Source organism: Streptosporangium sandarakinum, assembly GCF_050942225.1.
Taxonomy (GTDB): domain Bacteria; phylum Actinomycetota; class Actinomycetes; order Streptosporangiales; family Streptosporangiaceae; genus Streptosporangium; species Streptosporangium nondiastaticum.
Window position 1 is genome coordinate 5,756,865 of sequence record NZ_CP192034.1, and the last position, 16,104, is coordinate 5,772,968.

General features: G+C 73.4%; 15 protein-coding genes and 1 riboswitch. Of the genes, 9 read left to right on the top strand and 6 right to left on the bottom strand.

Annotated features, from left to right (window positions below):
• Positions 1-58: 58 nt before the first annotated feature.
• Positions 59-1,711 (bottom strand): serine/threonine-protein kinase, encoded by a 1,653-nt coding sequence (locus ACQP10_RS26745; RefSeq protein ID WP_399499322.1) that lies wholly within the window; start codon positions 1,709-1,711, stop codon positions 59-61.
• Between the two features lie 91 nt (positions 1,712-1,802).
• A complete protein-coding gene (locus ACQP10_RS26750; RefSeq protein WP_399499532.1) occupies positions 1,803-3,374 on the bottom strand; it encodes an FAD-binding oxidoreductase in 1,572 nt (523 codons plus the stop codon).
• 49 nt (positions 3,375-3,423) lie between these two features.
• Here ACQP10_RS26750 and ACQP10_RS26755 point away from each other — a divergent pair, with 49 nt between their 5' ends.
• The 4 genes from ACQP10_RS26755 (at position 3,424) to ACQP10_RS26770 (ending at position 7,322) form a co-directional block, all read left to right on the top strand.
• Positions 3,424-4,008: a TetR/AcrR family transcriptional regulator gene (locus ACQP10_RS26755; RefSeq protein WP_346022939.1), complete on the top strand. Its 585-nt coding sequence runs from the start codon at positions 3,424-3,426 to the stop codon at positions 4,006-4,008.
• Complete coding sequence (locus ACQP10_RS26760; RefSeq protein WP_433539952.1) at positions 4,005-5,585, top strand: glycerol-3-phosphate dehydrogenase/oxidase; 1,581 nt, start codon at positions 4,005-4,007, stop codon at positions 5,583-5,585. The genes ACQP10_RS26755 and ACQP10_RS26760 overlap by 4 nt, the downstream gene beginning before the upstream one ends.
• Before the next feature lie 366 nt (positions 5,586-5,951).
• A complete protein-coding gene (locus tag ACQP10_RS26765) occupies positions 5,952-6,902 on the top strand; it encodes a sucrase ferredoxin (RefSeq protein ID WP_346022941.1) in 951 nt (316 codons plus the stop codon).
• Positions 6,903-7,007: 105 nt separating this feature from the next.
• The gene (locus tag ACQP10_RS26770) at positions 7,008-7,322 is read left to right on the top strand and encodes a WhiB family transcriptional regulator (RefSeq protein WP_012893126.1); all 315 of its coding nucleotides are present in this window, start codon (positions 7,008-7,010) and stop codon (positions 7,320-7,322) included.
• A 378-nt stretch (positions 7,323-7,700) separates the two neighbouring features.
• Here the strand turns inward: ACQP10_RS26770 and rsgA are convergent, their stop codons facing one another.
• The 4 genes from rsgA to ACQP10_RS26790 form a co-directional block, all read right to left on the bottom strand.
• The gene (rsgA, locus tag ACQP10_RS26775) at positions 7,701-8,822 is read right to left on the bottom strand and encodes a ribosome small subunit-dependent GTPase A (protein ID WP_389996915.1); all 1,122 of its coding nucleotides are present in this window, start codon (positions 8,820-8,822) and stop codon (positions 7,701-7,703) included.
• Between the two features lie 283 nt (positions 8,823-9,105).
• Positions 9,106-10,362, bottom strand: a complete 1,257-nt coding sequence (gene glyA / locus ACQP10_RS26780; protein ID WP_346022944.1) for a serine hydroxymethyltransferase — start codon at positions 10,360-10,362, stop codon at positions 9,106-9,108.
• 33 nt (positions 10,363-10,395) lie between these two features.
• A riboswitch (ZMP/ZTP riboswitch) is annotated at positions 10,396-10,477 on the bottom strand.
• Positions 10,471-11,451: a YihY/virulence factor BrkB family protein gene (locus tag ACQP10_RS26785; RefSeq protein WP_246424744.1), complete on the bottom strand. Its 981-nt coding sequence runs from the start codon at positions 11,449-11,451 to the stop codon at positions 10,471-10,473. Its footprint overlaps the riboswitch before it by 7 nt.
• A 168-nt stretch (positions 11,452-11,619) precedes the next feature.
• A complete protein-coding gene (locus tag ACQP10_RS26790; RefSeq protein WP_346022946.1) occupies positions 11,620-12,018 on the bottom strand; it encodes a YccF domain-containing protein in 399 nt (132 codons plus the stop codon).
• Between the two features lie 118 nt (positions 12,019-12,136).
• On the opposite strand from ACQP10_RS26790, the gene ACQP10_RS26795 reads away from it, so the two are divergent.
• The 5 genes from ACQP10_RS26795 (at position 12,137) to ACQP10_RS26815 (ending at position 16,085) form a co-directional block, all read left to right on the top strand.
• Entirely contained in the window at positions 12,137-12,271 is a 135-nt protein-coding gene (locus ACQP10_RS26795; protein ID WP_281395607.1) for a hypothetical protein, read from the top strand.
• Positions 12,272-12,604: 333 nt separating this feature from the next.
• Entirely contained in the window at positions 12,605-14,287 is a 1,683-nt protein-coding gene (locus ACQP10_RS26800; protein ID WP_179827086.1) for a nitrite/sulfite reductase, read from the top strand.
• Between the two features lie 40 nt (positions 14,288-14,327).
• Positions 14,328-14,471: an Insertion element protein gene (locus tag ACQP10_RS26805; protein WP_179827084.1), complete on the top strand. Its 144-nt coding sequence runs from the start codon at positions 14,328-14,330 to the stop codon at positions 14,469-14,471.
• A gap of 121 nt (positions 14,472-14,592) precedes the next feature.
• Entirely contained in the window at positions 14,593-15,327 is a 735-nt protein-coding gene (locus ACQP10_RS26810; protein ID WP_218912666.1) for a phosphoadenylyl-sulfate reductase, read from the top strand.
• Positions 15,309-16,085 carry a sirohydrochlorin chelatase gene (locus tag ACQP10_RS26815; protein ID WP_346022947.1) on the top strand — a complete coding sequence of 259 codons (777 nt, stop codon included), beginning with the start codon at positions 15,309-15,311 and terminating at the stop codon, positions 16,083-16,085. The genes ACQP10_RS26810 and ACQP10_RS26815 overlap by 19 nt, the downstream gene beginning before the upstream one ends.
• Positions 16,086-16,104: the final 19 nt, after the last annotated feature.

Consider the following 16,104-nt stretch of genomic DNA (forward strand, 5'->3'; position numbering starts at 1 on the left):
CCCGTCCGTGCCCGCTGCCTTTACAATGTAGATTTCTCGTTGGCCGCGGCCGGCGCCGTCAGGGCAGCCGGCCGATGGTGAAGTCGTCGACGTACACCCGCGTCCCGGTGTTCGCCGTGGGCCACTGCCCCGCCGTCACCCCGAACCGGGGCGGGCCGACGGCCCTTTTGACCTCGGTGTCCACGACCCGCGCCACCAGCCGATCACCGGCCCACAGGCCGAGCCGTATCTCGCCGTCGCCCCGCGCGCACTCGGCCCGCAGCGGCACCGCGTCCTTCCGGAAGCCGGGGATCGGCACGTCGGCGGTCAGGTCCCAGCCGGTCCCCTCCGCGGTCTTGTGGATCCTGGCCCGGCCCGACGGGCTGAACTCCAGGGTGTAGAAGAAGTCGTCGACCCTCTGCTCGCCCTTGGTGTACTCGCAGACGATCCCGGTCCAGGTGCCGTAATCGTCCGCCTGGGCGATGCCGATCCTGGCGCCGACCAGCACCCGGTCGGGGATCTCGGCGTTGACCGGGGCCATGCCCCACCGGTCGGGCTCCGAGGTGCTGGTCAGCATGGTGTAGCGGCCGTCCCCGGTGTAGCCCTGGGAGGAGTCGACGGCGGTGGAGTCGTTGTTCCAGCCCGTGGTGTCGGAGGCGAAGTCCTCCCGGTACAGCACGTCCTCGACCTCCGGCGGCCCCGTGGAGAGCGCGCGGAGCCCCAGCACCGCGACCGCTCCCAGGACGAGGGCGCCCGCCGCCCCGGCCACGGCGTACGTCCGCCGCCCACGCCACCCGCGCCGCGGGCCCGTCGCGTCCGCCCGCTCCGCCACCCGGGTGGCCGCCGGGGCCAGGGCGGAGAGGTCGAACCGCAGGGTGCGGGCCACCTTGGCGGTGTCCTCCGCGTCGCTCTGCCCGACCAGTTCCGACAGCAGTTCCTTGGCGGTCGGCCGGGAGGCCGGATCCCTGTCGAGCGCCGCCCCGACCAGGCCGCGCAGCCCGGCGTCGAGCCCGCCGAGGTCCGGGGTGTGGTTCAGGACGCGGTAGGGGATCTCGTGGACGCTTCCGGCGGCGAAGGGCGAGCGGCCCGTCGCGGCGGCGGCCACCACGCATCCCCAGGCGAAGACGTCCGCCGGCGGGCCCGCCGACTGCCCGGAGAACCGCTCCGGGGCCATGTAGGCGGGGGTGCCGATGAGCTGGTTCGTCGCGGTGTGCCCGTCACCCGCGTCCAGGGCGCGGGCGATGCCGAAGTCGATCACTCTTGGCCCCAGCGGGGACAGCAGCACGTTGGCGGGCTTGAGGTCGCGGTGGACGACCCCCGCGCCGTGGATCGCGGTCAGGGCGGTCGCCACCCCGACGGCCAGCGCCTCCAGGTCGGACCCGCGCAGCAGGGCCTCCCGGCGCAGCACCCGTTCGAGGTCGGGCCCGGCGACGTACTCGGTCACCAGCCAGAGCGGGTCCCCGTTCAGCCGCGCGTCCAGGACCGGCGCGGTGCAGAACCGGCTGACCCTCCGGGCCGCGGCCACCTCGTTGCGGAACCGCGCCACGAACTCCGGATCGGCGGCCAGGACCGGGTTGATCACCTTGATCGCCACCGGCCCCGAGGCGCTCTCCCCGAAATAGACGGTCCCCATGCCCCCGCGGCCCAGGCGCCCGGCGACGCGGTAGGGGCCGAGCTCTGTCGGATCGGAGGGTTCGAGACCGAGCACGGGGGGCGGACCGTAAGCCGTCACGGCAGACGATCATAGATCGGCCGCTCCGGCGGGGGCAGACATTTTCCCGGAAAATCCGGGAAGTCCGAACCGGCCGGAGACGGCCGTACGGTCACCCGGCGATCAGCGCCCCCGGGTTCAGGATGCCCTCCGGGTCCAGCCGGTCCTTGATCCCCCGGAGGATCTCCACGCCCAGCTCGCCGATCTCGGCGGCGTAGGCGTCCCGGTGGTCGCGGCCGACGCCGTGGTGGTGGGAGATCGTGCCCCCGGCCGCGACGATCGCCTCGTTCACCGCCTTCTTGGCCGCCTCCCACTGCCCCAGCGGGTCGGCCGTCTGGGCCGTGACGACCGTGAAGTACAGCGAGGCGCCGGTGCCGTACACGTGGGAGACGTGGCACATCACCAGCGGCGAGCCCAGGGAGCCCTGGAGCGACAGCCGTACGGCGTCGTAGAGGCCGGGCAGGGCGGACCAGAACCCGGCCGTCTCCAGCGTCTCCACGGTGGCCCCGGCCCCGAGCAGGGAGTCGCGCAGGTAGGGGGCGGAGTAGCGGCCCCGGGCCCACGACTCGCCCGGGTCCGGGCCCAGGCAGGTGCCGCCGAGCCCGGCCAGCACCTCCGCGGCGGCGTCCCGCCGCGCCCGCGCCTCCCCCGGCTCGCCCTCGTAGCCCGTGACGGCCAGGCAGCCCGCGTCGGCCGCGAGGCCGCCCAGCTCGTCCGGCCTGGCCAGGCCGACCATCGTCTCGGTCTCGTCGGACAGGCGCAGCACGGTGGGCACGGGGCCGTCCTGGGCGAGACGCCGCAGCGCGGCCGTCCCCTGCGCGAACGACGGGAACCGCCAGCCCTCGTAGAGACGCTCGGCGGGGGCCCGGCGCACCCGCAGCCGCAGCGAGGTGATCACCCCGAACGCGCCCTCGGAGCCGAGGATCACCTGGCGCAGGTCGGGCCCGGCGGCCGACTTGGGCGCGCGGCCCAGCTCCAGGGTGCCGCGCGGGGTGGCCACGGTCATGCCGACGACCATGTCGTCGAACCGGCCGTAGCCCGCCGACGCCTGCCCGCTGGAGCGGGCCGCGGCGAAGCCGCCCAGCGTCGCGTACTCGAACGACTGGGGGAAGTGCCCCAGGGTGAACCCGTGCCCGGCCAGCAGCCGCTCGGCCTGCGGCGCGCGCAGCCCCGGCTCCAGCTCGGCGACCATGGACTCGGCGTCCACCGACACCAGCCGGTTCAGCCGTGAGACGTCCAGCGCGACGACCCCGGCGAAGCCGCGCCGGTCGGCCGCCAGGCCGCCGACGACCGAGGTGCCGCCGCCGAACGGCACGACGGCCACCCGGTGCGCGGCGCAGATCCGCAGCACCGCCAGCACCTCGTCGTGGGAGCCGGGCAGCACGACGGCGTCGGGGGCGTCCGAGCCGTCCCCGGCGCGGATGCGCAGCAGGTCGGGGGTGGACTTGCCCCGGGTGTGCCGGACGCGGGTCTCGTGGTCGCGGCGGACGTGCCCGGCGCCGACGGCCTCCTCCAGCTCGGCCACGACCGGCGCGGGGAGCGCCGTGCCGGGCAGCCGCACCTCGTCGAGGGCCGCGGCGGGGGTGTCCGGCGCGCGGACGCCCAGCAGGTCGCCCAGCAGGCGGCGGACCGGTTCGGGCAGCTCGGCGGCCCGCGCGGGGTCGCCCCAGCCCGACCAGAGCATCGGTTCGGTGGCGGCGGTCATCGGAGTCTCCACGTCTACACTGTGACAGATGACGTCCATCCGTCACAATGTGGTCATGGACACCGGCGGCACCGCCCGCGACCCCGATCCCGTCCTCGACGCCGCCCGCGAGATGGTGCTCGCGGTCGGTGTGCGGCGCACCACGCTCACCGACGTGGCGCGGCGGGCCGGGGTCTCCCGGATGACGATCTACCGCCGCTGGCCGGACGTCCGCGCGCTGGTCGCCGACCTGATGACCCGCGAGTGGACGCTCGTCGCCGGCCGGTTCGCCGGGGACGACCCGGTCGCCGCGGCGGTCGGGGTGGTGCGGGCCCTGCGCGACCACCCGCTCTGGCGGAAGATCGTCGAGGTGGATCCCGAGCTGCTCCTGCCGTACCTGCTGCGCCGCCGGGGGGCCAGCCAGGACGCCATGCTGGCGCTCGTGGCGGAGTCCGTCGCGCGCGGGCAGGAGCTGGGCGCCGTACGGCCCGGCGACCCGGCGCGGCTGGCCGGGACCGTGCTGCTGACCGCCCAGTCGTTCCTGCTGTCGGGCCCGGCGGTGCTCGCCCCGGCCTCCCCCGGCGAGCTGGACGACGAACTCGCCACCCTCCTGGAGAGGTATCTGCGACCGTGAGCTCCCCCGCCCCCGGCCTCCCCGGCCCGTCGCTTCCGGGCTCCTCCCTCAACGCCGCCCGCCGGGCGCGCGAGCTGGCCGAGACGCGCGGCCTCGTGGTCGACGTGCTGGTGGTCGGCCTGGGCGCGACCGGCGCGGGGGCGGCGCTCGACGCCGCCTCCCGCGGCCTTTCGGTGGCCGCGATCGACGCCTGCGACCTGGCGTTCGGCACCTCCCGGTGGAGTTCGAAGATGATCCACGGCGGGCTGCGCTACCTGGCCAGGGGGCAGGTCGGGGTGGCCCGGGAGAGCGCGGTGGAGCGCGGTGTGCTGCTCGCCCGCACCGCCCCGCACCTGGTGCGGGCCGCGCCGTACCTGCTGCCGCTGACCCCGCGGGTCTCCCGTTCCCGGGCGGCGACGGTGATGGCCGGCTACCGGCTCGGCGACGGGCTGCGGGCGGCGGCGGGCACGCCCCGCGCGCTGCTGCCCGGCCCCGCCCGGATCCCCGCCCGGCGGGCGCTGGAGCTGGCCCCGCCGCTGGCGCCGGACGGCCTGCGCGGCGCGCTGCTGTCCTGGGACGGCCGGCTGAACGACGACGCGCGCCTGGTGGTGGCGCTGGCCAGGACGGCCGCCGCGCACGGGGCCAGGATCCTGACCCGCTGCCGGGCCCTCGCGCTGGCCGGGGATGGCGCCGAGGTCCGCGACGAGCTGACCGGCGACGTCTTCACGATCCGCGCCCGGGCGACGGTCAACGCCACCGGGGTCTGGGCCGCCGGCCTCGACCCGGGCATCCCGCTGCGGCCCTCGCGCGGCACCCACCTCGTGCTGCGCCCGGAGACCCTCCCCGGCCTGCGGGCCGGGCTGCACGTGCCGATCCCCGGGGAGAGCAACCGGTTCGCGCTGGTCCTGCCCCAGGACGACGGCCGCGTCTACGTCGGCCTGACCGACGAGCCGGTGGACGGGCCGGTCCCCGACGTGCCGGAGGCGCCGGAGGAGGACGTGGCGTTCCTGCTCGGCGTGCTCAACTCGGTGCTGGCCGCGGAGATCCGGCACGAGGACGTCGCCGGGGCCTTCGCCGGACTTCGCCCGCTCCTCGACGGGGGCGGGCGCGACGGGATCGGCGGGCGGGACGGGGACGGCGGGCGCACCGCCGACCTGTCACGGCGGCACGCGCTGCTGGCCTCCCCCGGCGGAGCGGTCACGGTCGTGGGCGGCAAGCTGACCACCTACCGGCGGATGGCCGAGGACGCGGTCGACCTCGCGGTGCGGCTGCGGGGCCTGCCCGCCGGGGCGAGCCGTACGGCGCGGCTGCCCCTCGTCGGGTACCTCCCGCCGGGCGTGGCGGCGCGGGGGCGGCTGGTGGCGCGGTACGGCGCCGAGGCGGCGGCGGTGCGGTCGCTGGCGGCCGGGGACCCGGCGCTGGCCGAGCCGCTGCCGACCGGCGTCACCGGCGCCGAGCTGGTCTGGGCGGTCCGGCACGAGGGGGCGCTGGACGCCGGGGACCTCCTCGACCGCCGGACCCGGATCGGCCTCGTGCCGGAGGACCGGGCGGCGGCCATGCCCGCGGCCCTGGCCGCCCTGGAACGCGGGACCGGCTGACCCCTGGCCGCCCTGGAACGCGGAACCGGCCGACCCCTGGCCGTCCCGGAACGCGGAACCGGTCGGCCCTGGACGCCTTCCGGCCCCGGACGCCTTGGGACGCGGTACCGGAGGCCCCGGAGCACGGGCCGTTCGGCCCTTGACGGCGTGCGGATTCCCGTCCGCCTCTTGACAGGATCTCCTGACCATGCTTTGGGCGGGAGATTTCTCACAGGGATCTCTCAGCCCCGAGGCCTTGACACCGGACCGCCCCCGGCCCTTCTCCGGCCGCGCCGTCCGGGGCGCGGCGGAACAGAGCACATCCACACCTCACGCCACACCCGCCGATCAATTAGGTTAGTCTCACCTAAGTCGAAGGAGGGGTGCGTGAACTCGGGGCGCGTTTCGGGGACGGACAGGCGGGCGTGGGCCGGAAGTTGCTCGCATCCCGCGGGCTGTCACACCGGTGACCTGCCGGTTCTCGCCAGCGCGACGGTGGGGGCCCGCTTCTGGCTGCTCATCGAGCACTCCGGCCCGTGGGCCTCGCACCTGGAGGACTGCCGGCTGCCCGAGGAAGTTCACGCGCTTATCAGACGGGCGCAGAACCTCGGCATCCGGCCCCAGCTCATCCGCCGCCCGGGGCACCGGAAGCCCGTGACGGGCGGGATCCACGTCATGGTCGCCGACGCCACGGCCCCCGAGCCGTGGATCGCCGAGGGCGTCATCGCAGGTCCATCCGATCTTGACATGGACGCGCTGGTGGCCGGAGTGGTCCCGGAGTCCTGCATACTTGTGAGTGAGCCGGTTTTTCTGGTGTGCACGCATGCCAAGCGCAACGCGTGCTGCGCCCGCATTGGACTGCCCCTGGCTCGGTCCTTGGCAGAGGTTTTGCCGGACAGAATATGGGAAACATCACATGTTGGCGGCGATCGCTATGCCGCCAACCTCGTGTGCTTGCCACACGGGCTTTACTACGGCAGCATGTCTCAGGCTGCTGCGATCGCGGCAGTCGATGCGTACCGGTCCGGCGAGGTCATCCTCGACCGTTTCCGGGGACGCGCGGGCATCCCCGAGCCGTCGCAGGCCGCTGAGCATTTCGTCCGCGCCCATACGGGCGAGCTCTCGGTCGGTGGAGTGGCCGTGGAGTCCTCCAGGTCGGACGGCGTCACCACCGAAGTCTTCGTGCGCGGTGGCGACGCTCGTTTCCGGGTGGTGGTCGAGCCCATGACGCTCACAACGCCATGTGGTACGGCTTGCGCCGAGACGGTCACCACCTATCGGCTGGTCACGCTGGACAGGCTCACGCCTGTGCGGTACGCCACGCCCGCTCTCGCCTGACCTGAGGGAACATCACGGGCAATCCCGGCGTTGGAATCAGGGACGCCACAAACGTCCAATGCGGCATCAACCCGAATTACCTCTCACGTAAAAGGTGGTTTTCTCATGTCTCAGGTACGCCGGCAGACCGCCCGTCCTCGGCCCAGCTGGGGCTGGCAGGATGACGCCGCGTGCCGGGGTGAGGACCTCGTGCTCTTCTTCGGTCCCGACGGCGAGCGCCAGCCTGAGCGCGACATCCGCGAGCGGAAGGCCAAGGCCATCTGCGCCCAGTGCCCCGTCCGCGCCGAGTGCCTCGACTACGCGCTGTCGCGTCCGGAGAAGTACGGCACCTGGGGCGGCCTGAACGAGGACGAGCGCGCCTCCGAGCGTCGCCGTCGCATGCGTCGTGCCGCCAGCGCCGGCATCAGCGCCGTCGCCTGAGCAACACCTCCACCCGGCTTCCCCCGCGTGTGATCCCGCCGTTCCGGCGCGGGATCACACGTCGCCGTACGATCAGGGTGTTCCGCCCAGGAGGCGGAACACCCGGCAGGTAAGGTCCTTCCCGGTTCCGCCTCCCGCGGCTCCCTTCCGGCGATCCCGCCGGATACGCCTCCCGCGGCCTTCGGTCCAGCCGGTCGTCCCGGTGGACCCCTCCGCTTCCCGAAGCCCCCGCCCGGCTCTCCGCCGGGCGGGGGCTTCGGCGTCTCACCCCGGGACGGGTCCGGCCGGCCCCGCGCGCAGGGTGTTCCCGGCGGGACCCGCCCGCGGATCCCGCTCGGACCGGGCGGCGCGCCGTGCCCGCCCGGCCGGGCGACACGCCTAGGGCCGGATCCGGCCGGGCTTGCGCATCTCCTTGTGGATGGCCTTCCACCTGTTCTGCAGCTCCTTGCGCAGTCGCGGGTCGCTCCGCGACGCCATCCAGACGGCCTCGCGCCGCAGCTTGTGCCAGCTCTCCAGCCGCCGCTCGGGCAGCGTGCCGTCCTCGATGGCGGCGATCACGGCGCAGCCCGGCTCGGCGCGGTGCGAGCAGTCGGCGAACCGGCACTCCGCGGCGAGGTCCTCGATGTCGGAGAAGGCCATGTCCACCCCCTCGCCCATGTCGTACAGGCCGATGCGCCGGATCCCCGGCGTGTCGATGATCAGCCCGCCGCCGGGCAGCCGGATGAGCTCGCGGTGGACCGTGGTGTGCCGGCCGCGGCCGTCGCCCGCCCGGACCCGCTGGGTCTCCATGATCTCCTCCCCTGCCAGCGCGTTGACCAGCGTCGACTTGCCCGCGCCGGAGGCGCCGAGCACGACGGCGGTGTGCCTGCCGTCCAGGTGGCCGCGCACGATGTCCACGCCCTCCCCGGTGACGGAGCAGACCGCGTGCACGTCCACCCCCGGGGCCGCCTCGGCGACCTCCTCCAGCAGGTGGGGCAGGGCGTCCCCGATGAGGTCGGACTTGGTGACGAGCACCACCGGCCGTCCCCCGCTCTCCCAGGCCAGCGCCAGCAGGCGCTCGATCCGGCCCAGGTCGGCGGTGTCGGTGGCGTGCAGGGCGGGCTCGGCGACGAACACGATGTCGACGTTGGCGGCGAGCACCTGCCCCTGGGAGTCGCCGGACAGGCCGCCCCGCGACGTCCTGCCGACGCCGCCGCGGACGAAGGCGGTACGGCGGGGCAGCAGCGCCGCGAGTTCGAAGCGGCCCTCGGGCAGCCGGCGCAGTCCCGTCCAGTCGCCGACGCAGGGCAGCGCGACGGGGTCGGCGGCGGCGGCCCGCCGTACGGAGGCGCCGTAGTGGGCCTGGAGGGAACCCTCGGCGGTCAGCACCTCGGCGGCGCCGCGGTCGACGCGGGCCACCCGGGCGGGCAGCAGGCCGTCGGGGAGATCGGCGGCGAGGGAGTCGTCCCAGCCGAGGCGGGACAGCGATACGGAAGAAGCGAACAGGTCCGGAGCGGACAACGTGGGTACACCCTTTGCGAAAGGGGCGCCCGCGGCCAGGAGTCGGTCAGGCGGGCACCCGGAGGTCGATTGACGGCAGGCTGCTCAGAAAGGCCCGCATAGTCCTCACCTCCGTTGCTCGTGGCCGCCCGTCCTCGGGCGGCGCCGTGACCGGAATCCCGTGGGTTCCGTCGCGCGGACGATCCGCACGACGGAACCTATCGCGAAACCCACCCCCGGGCGCAAATCCTTTTTTCCGCCCCGTTCCAGCGCCCGGCCCGTTCCCGCGCCCGGCGCGGGCGGCCTACAGGCCGGGGGCCGGGAAGCGGGCGGTGAGCTCCCGGACCTCGCCCTGCACGCGGGTGATGACGCGCTCGGCCTCGTCCTGGTCCTTGGCCAGCGCGGAGACGACCTGGTCCATCCAGGCGCCGATCTGCCGCATCTCGGCGACGCCCATGCCCCGGCTGGTCACACCGGCGGTGCCGATGCGGATGCCGGACGGGTCGAACGGCTTGCGCGGGTCGAACGGCACGGTGTTGTAGTTGGTCTCCAGCCCGGCCCGGTCCAGCGCCTGGGCGGCGGGCTTGCCGCCGATGCCCTTGGGCGTCAGGTCCAGCAGGATGAGGTGGTTGTCGGTGCCGCCGGAGACGAGGTCGAAGCCGCGGCCCAGGAGTTCCTCGGCCAGCGCCTGGGAGTTCGCCACGACCTGGTGGGCGTAGTCCTTGAACTCGTCGGCCGCCGCCTCCTTCAGCGCCACCGCGATCGCCGCGGTGGTGTGGTTGTGCGGGCCGCCCTGCAGGCCGGGGAAGACGGCCTTGTTCAGCGCGGTGGCGTGCTCGTCGGCGGTGGCCATGAGCATGGCGCCGCGCGGGCCGCGCAGCGTCTTGTGGGTGGTGGTGGAGATGACGTCGGCGTGGCCGACCGGCGAGGGGTGGGCGCCGCCGGCCACCAGGCCGGCGATGTGGGCGATGTCGGCGGCGAGCACCGCGCCGACCTCGCGGGCGATCTCGGCGAAGGCCGGGAAGTCGATCGTGCGCGGGATCGCGGTGCCGCCGCAGAAGATCAGCTTGGGCCGCTCGCGCAGGGCGATCTCGCGGACCTCGTCCATGTCGACGCGGCCGGTGTCGCGGCGCACGCCGTAACGGACCGGGTTGAACCACTTGCCGGTGGCCGAGACCGACCAGCCGTGGGTGAGGTGGCCGCCGAACGGCAGGCCCATGCCCATGACGGTGTCGCCCGGCTGGAGGAAGGCGAGGTAGATCGCCAGGTTGGCGGGCGAGCCGGAGTAGGGCTGGACGTTGGCGTGGTTGACGCCGAACAGCGACTTGGCCCGCTCGATGGCGAGGGTCTCGATCTGGTCGATGACCTGCTGGCCCTCGTAGTACCGCTTGCCCGGGTAGCCCTCGGAGTACTTGTTGGTGAGAACGGTGCCGGTGGCCTCGAGAACCGCCTTGGAGACGTAGTTCTCGGAGGCGATCAGCTTGACGGTGTCGGCCTGACGGCGCTCCTCGGCCTTGATCAACTCGGCGATCTGCGGATCGACGCTCGAAAGAGAACTCATGCGCCTTCACTCCCCTGTCGGCATTGACATCGTGCGGAGGACCCAGGCGCGCGGCCCTCCGCTTTCCGCTCCCTGGTGGTCTCTCCCACCCAATGCGCCAGTCGCGCTTCAGACGATAGCGGACTGACCGGTGCGAGTGGCCCGGCCTGCGCCGTCGACGGGCCACAGGCGGTCCACCTCGGCGTTCAGCGTGGCCCCGATGAGGACGGCCAGCGCCGTGATGTACAGCCACAGCAGCACCGCGATGGGGGCGGCGAGCGAGCCGTAGACCGACACCGGGGAGAACCACGCGGCGAGGACCTCCCGCAGCACGGCGGCGCAGGCGATCCAGATGATCAGCGCGAGCACCGCCCCCGGCAGCTCCCGCCACCAGCGCGTCCGCACCGGGACGCTCACGTGGTAGAGCAGGGTCAGGAAGATCACCGATCCGATGACGACGACCGGCCAGTAGAGGCCGTCGACCAGGGCGGCGTACTCGCGGGGCAGGACGCCGTGCAGCACCACCGGCCCCAGGACGAGCACCGGCATGATCAGCAGCCCGATGAGCAGGCCCGCGACGTAGAGGCCGAAGGACATCAGGCGGGTGCGGATGATGCCGCGCTCGTCGCCGAGGCCGTAGGCGACCGAGATCAGGTCCACGTAGACGAACAGGGCGCGTGAGCCGGACCACAGGGCCAGCAGGAAGCCCAGGGAGATCAGCGGGACCTGTTTCTGCGGGTTCAGGACGTCGTCGACGAGCGGGGTGACGACGGTGTTGACGGCGTTGTCGGTGAACAGCAGGTGGGCCTGGGACTGGATCCAGGCCCGGACGGCCTGGACCGCGTCCGGGCCGATCGCCCCGGTGAGCCGGCCGACCAGGCCGATCAGGCCGAGGGTGAACGGCGGCAGCGACAGCAGCGCGAAGAAGGCCGCCTCCCCGGCCAGGCCGGTGACGCGGTAGGCGATGCCCGCGTTGGTGGTGGCGGTGGCGAGGGCCCAGGTGCCCGTGCCCCGCAGCCAGGTCAGCCCGGCCCGCAGCCGGGCCACGCGTCCACGCGATGTGGGCTTCTCCGGCCCCGGCCGGTGCGCCTGGGCATCAGTGGACGTCATGCCACACAACGGTATGCCCAGCGCCTCTTGATCACGAACCCCCGGGTGCCGGTCCCGGCGCGTGTCCGCAGGCCGGCCGCCGGGTCCCGCCCGCGGCTCCCCGGGTCTCGGGCCGGGGAGCGCGCCGCGGGACGCCGCCGGTCCCGGTCCCCCGGGCCGGGGGGCGTGTCAGCGCCGGTAGATCGACTCCGGGTCGTCCACCGGGACGATCCGGGCGCCCAGCGGCAGCAGGGAGACCGGGATCAGCTTGATGTTGGCGATCGCCAGCGGGATGCCGATCACCGACAGGAAGAGCGGTATCGACGTCAGCAGGTGCCCGATGGCCAGCCAGATCCCGGCCACGACGCACCAGATCACGTTTCCGATCGCCGACATCGCGCCCGCCCGGGGATCGCGCACCACGGTCCGGCCGAAGGGCCACAGCGCGAAGGCGGCGATCCGGAACGAGGCGATGCCGAACGGGATCGTGACGATCAGAACGCAGCAGATGATGCCCGCGAGGACGTAGCCGGCGGCCATCCATATCCCGGCGAACACCAGCCAGATCACGTTGAGCAAGGTCCTCATTCTTCGAGGATGGCAGGCCGGATCGGGATGGTTCCATCGGGTACATCCCGGACCTTCCCCCGAGGCCGTCCGGTCTCCTCTCCTGGCCGCCCCGGGGGGCGGACGGCACAATGGAAGAATGATCTGCGACCGGTGCAAGGAGAGCCACCACGACGAGTGCCGGGGCGGCTCGTGGTGCGACTGCCAGCACAAGACCCCCGAGCAGGCCGGGAAGGTCAAGGAGTCGGGGCTGGGCTGGCCGCGCCAGGGGTGAGGGCGGGGTTCCGCGCCGGGCCAAGGTTGGCCCTGGCGGCGGTCCAGAGTGTGGACCACACATTGGACATCTCCCACCATCACGGTATCGTCTTAGACATGCCAGCGGACCCGTTGCTCGTCGTGCGACGCCACGTCGACCTCCTGCGTGTCCGCAGCGCCATCTGTTGTGACGTCCGTTGACCGACGCCCACCGCTGATTCCATCCGGCTGCGGGCGCGCGACAGGCGTCCTTCTTCCCTGAAGTGAAGCGACCCCCGTACTCGACGGCGAGGCGGGAGGTTCGCCACCTGCGCGTGCCCAAGATCATTTAATCGATCGTAAGGACGCGCACATGACGACCCCGGCCAGGCCGATCAACCGGCACCACAAGCGCCCGCGCGGCGAGGGTCAGTGGGCTCTCGGTTACCGCGAACCGTTGAACAAGAACGAGGAGAACAAGAAGAACGACGACGGGCTCAACGTCCGTCAGCGGATCATCGACATCTACTCCAAGTACGGCTTCGACTCCATCGACCCCGCCGACCTGCGGGGCCGGATGCGCTGGTACGGCCTCTACACCCAGCGCCGGCCCGGCATCGACGGCGGCAAGACCGCGATCCTGGAGCCGGAGGAGCTCGACGACCGCTACTTCATGCTCCGGGTCCGCATCGACGGCGGCCGCCTGGACCTGCGGCAGTTGCGCACCATCGCCGACATCTCCAACCTGTACGGCCGCGGCACCGCCGACGTCACCGACCGGCAGAACATCCAGCTCCACTGGATCGAGATCGAGTCCGTCCCCGACATCTGGGAGCGGCTGGAGGCGGTGGGCCTGTCCACCACCGAGGCGTGCGGCGACACCCCCCGCGTCATCCTGGGCTGCCCGCTGGCCGGGATCGACGGCGAGGAGGTGCTCGACGGCACCCCGCACATCCGCGAGATCCACGACGCCTACATCGGCGACCCGGCGTACTCCAACCTGCCGCGCAAGTTCAAGACCGCGGTGAGCGGCTGCCCGGCGCACTGCACGGTGCACGAGATCAACGACGTGGCGTTCGTCGGCGTCGTCAACGAGCGCGGCGAGGCCGGCTACGACCTGTGGGTGGGCGGCGGCCTGTCCACGAACCCGATGCTGGCCAAGCGGCTGGGCGTCTTCGTCACCCCCGAGCAGGTCTCGGCCGTCTACGGCGGCGTGATCGGCATCTTCCGCGACTACGGCTACCGCCGCCTGCGCCACCGGGCGCGGCTGAAGTTCCTGGTCAACGACTGGGGCGTGGAGCGCTTCCGGGAGATCCTCCAGACGGAGTACCTCGGGTACGCCCTGCCCGACGGCCCGGCTCCCGAGCAGCCGCGCGGCGGCCGCCGCGACCACGTGGGCGTCTTCCCGCAGAAGGACGGCAACTTCTACGTCGGCTTCGCGCCCAGGGTCGGCCGGCTCAGCGGCGACGCGCTGCACCTGATCGCCGACATCGCCGAGCGGCACGGCTCGGACCGGGTGCACACCACGGTCGAGCAGAAGATGGTCATCCTGGACGTCGCACCCGACCGGGTGGACAGCCTCGTCGCCGAGCTGGAGGCCAACGACCTGCGGGTCAACCCCTCCACCTTCCGCCGCCAGACCATGGCGTGCACCGGCATCGAGTTCTGCAAGCTGGCGATCGTCGAGACCAAGGCCACCGCGTCCGACCTGATCGACGAGCTGGAGCGGCGGCTGCCGGACTTCACCGAGCCGCTGACCATCAACGTCAACGGCTGCCCCAACTCCTGCGCGCGCATCCAGGTCGCCGACATCGGCCTGAAGGGCCAGCTCGTCGTCAACGACGAGGGCGAGCAGGTCGAGGGCTTCCAGATCCACCTGGGCGGCTCCCTGGGGGTCAACGCCGGCTTCGGCCGCAAGGTCCGGGGGCTGAAGGCCACCGCCGCGGAGCTCCCCGACTACGTCGAGCGCGTGGTGCGCAACTTCGAGAAGCAGCGCGACGAGGGCGAGACGTTCTCCGAGTGGGTGCAGCGGGCCGACGAGGCGGACCTCAAGTGAGGCGCGGCGCCGTACGGCGGGGCCACCGGAGGGGGCGGCGATGAGCGAGCGGGCGGTCCCCTTCCACTGCCCCTACTGCGGCGAGGAGGACCTGGAGCCCTACGAGGGCGACGGCGGCTGGTACTGCCGCTCGTGCGCCCGTGCCTTCCGGCTGAAGTTCCTCGGGATCGGGGTGCGGTCGTGACCGGCCGCGGCACGGCGGACGGGACGGGCCGGCGCGGGCACGGCGCGACGGGCGGGGCGGTGAACGGGGCGGCCGGTGCGGTGCGAACGGCACGGGCGGCCCGTACGGCGGATTGGGAGTGATGAGCGTGAGCATCGTTGACATCGAGATCGGCCTGAACCGGCAGCGGGCCGGGTTCGACCTGCAGGACATCGCCGAGTCCGCGGCGGTGTTCCTGGAGGACGCCCCCGCCCTGGAGATCATCCGGTGGGCGGCGGCCACCTTCGGCGACCGCCTCTGCCTGACCTCCTCGATGAGCGACGCCCTGCTGATCGACCTGGTCAGCCGGGTGAAGCCGGGGATCGACGTGTTGTTCATCGACACGGGTTACCACTTCGCCGAGACGATCGGCACCCGTGACGCGGTGCGGCAGGTCTACGACGTGAACGTGATCGACGTCAAGCCGTCCCGCACGGTCGCCGAGCAGGAGCGCGACCTCGGGCCGCGGCTGTTCGGCCGCAACCCCGACCTGTGCTGCTACCTGCGCAAGGTGGAGCCGCTCAACCGGGCGCTGGAGCCGTACCTCGCCTGGGTGTCCGGCATCCGCCGCGACGAGGCGGTCACCCGCTCGGACGTCAAGGTCGTGGAGTGGGACACCAGGCGCCAGATGGTGAAGATCAACCCGATCGCCCGCTGGACGCAGGACGACGTCGACAACTACATGGCCGACAACGGCGTGCTGATCAACCCGCTGCACTACGACGACTACCCCTCGATCGGCTGCGCCCCCTGCACCCGGCAGGTCGCCCCCGGCGAGGACCCGCGCAGCGGCCGCTGGTCCGGGATGGCCAAGACGGAATGCGGGCTTCATCTGTGACGCCGCCCGTCCCCGGCGCCCCGCCGGTGACGCCGCTGGTCGCGGTGGCGCACGGGTCGCGTGACCCGCGCGCCGCGGCGACGGTGGAGGCGCTGCTCGGCCTCCTGCGGCGCGCGCGGCCGGAGCTCCCGGTGCGCGCCGCCTACCTCGACCACGCCGCCCCGACGCTCGCTGCGGCGCTGTCCGGGCTGGACGAGGCGGTGGTGGTGCCGCTGCTGCTCACCGCGGCCTACCACAGCCGGGTGGACATCCCTGGGGCGCTGGCCGAGATCACCTCCCGCCGCCCGGCGCTGCGCGTCCGGGTCGGCGGCACGCTGGGGCCGCACCCGCTGCTGGTCACCGCCCTGGAGCGCCGGCTGGCCGAGGCCGGGGTCGAGCCTGGTGATCCGGACACCGCGGTGGTGCTGGTGTCGGCGGGCTCCAGCGACCGGCGGGCCAACGCGACGGTCGCCGCCGTCGCCGCGGACTGGGCGCGCCGGCGCGGCTGGTGGTCGGTGGGCGTCGCCTACGCCTCGGCGGCCGAGCCCTCGACGGAGCGGGAGGTCCGCCGCCTGCTCGCGGCGGGGGCCCCGCGGGTGGCGGTGGCGCCGTACCTGCTGGCCCCCGGGCACTTCGCCGACCGGACCCGCGACGCCTCGCTCGCCGCGGGCGCGGCCGTCGTGGCCGAGGTGCTCGGCGCGTCCCCCGAGGTCGCGGCCGTCCTGGCGGAGCGCCACGACGAGGCCGTACGGCACCGCCCGGTGTCCGTGCCGGCCTGACCCCCTTGGACGGCCGGGG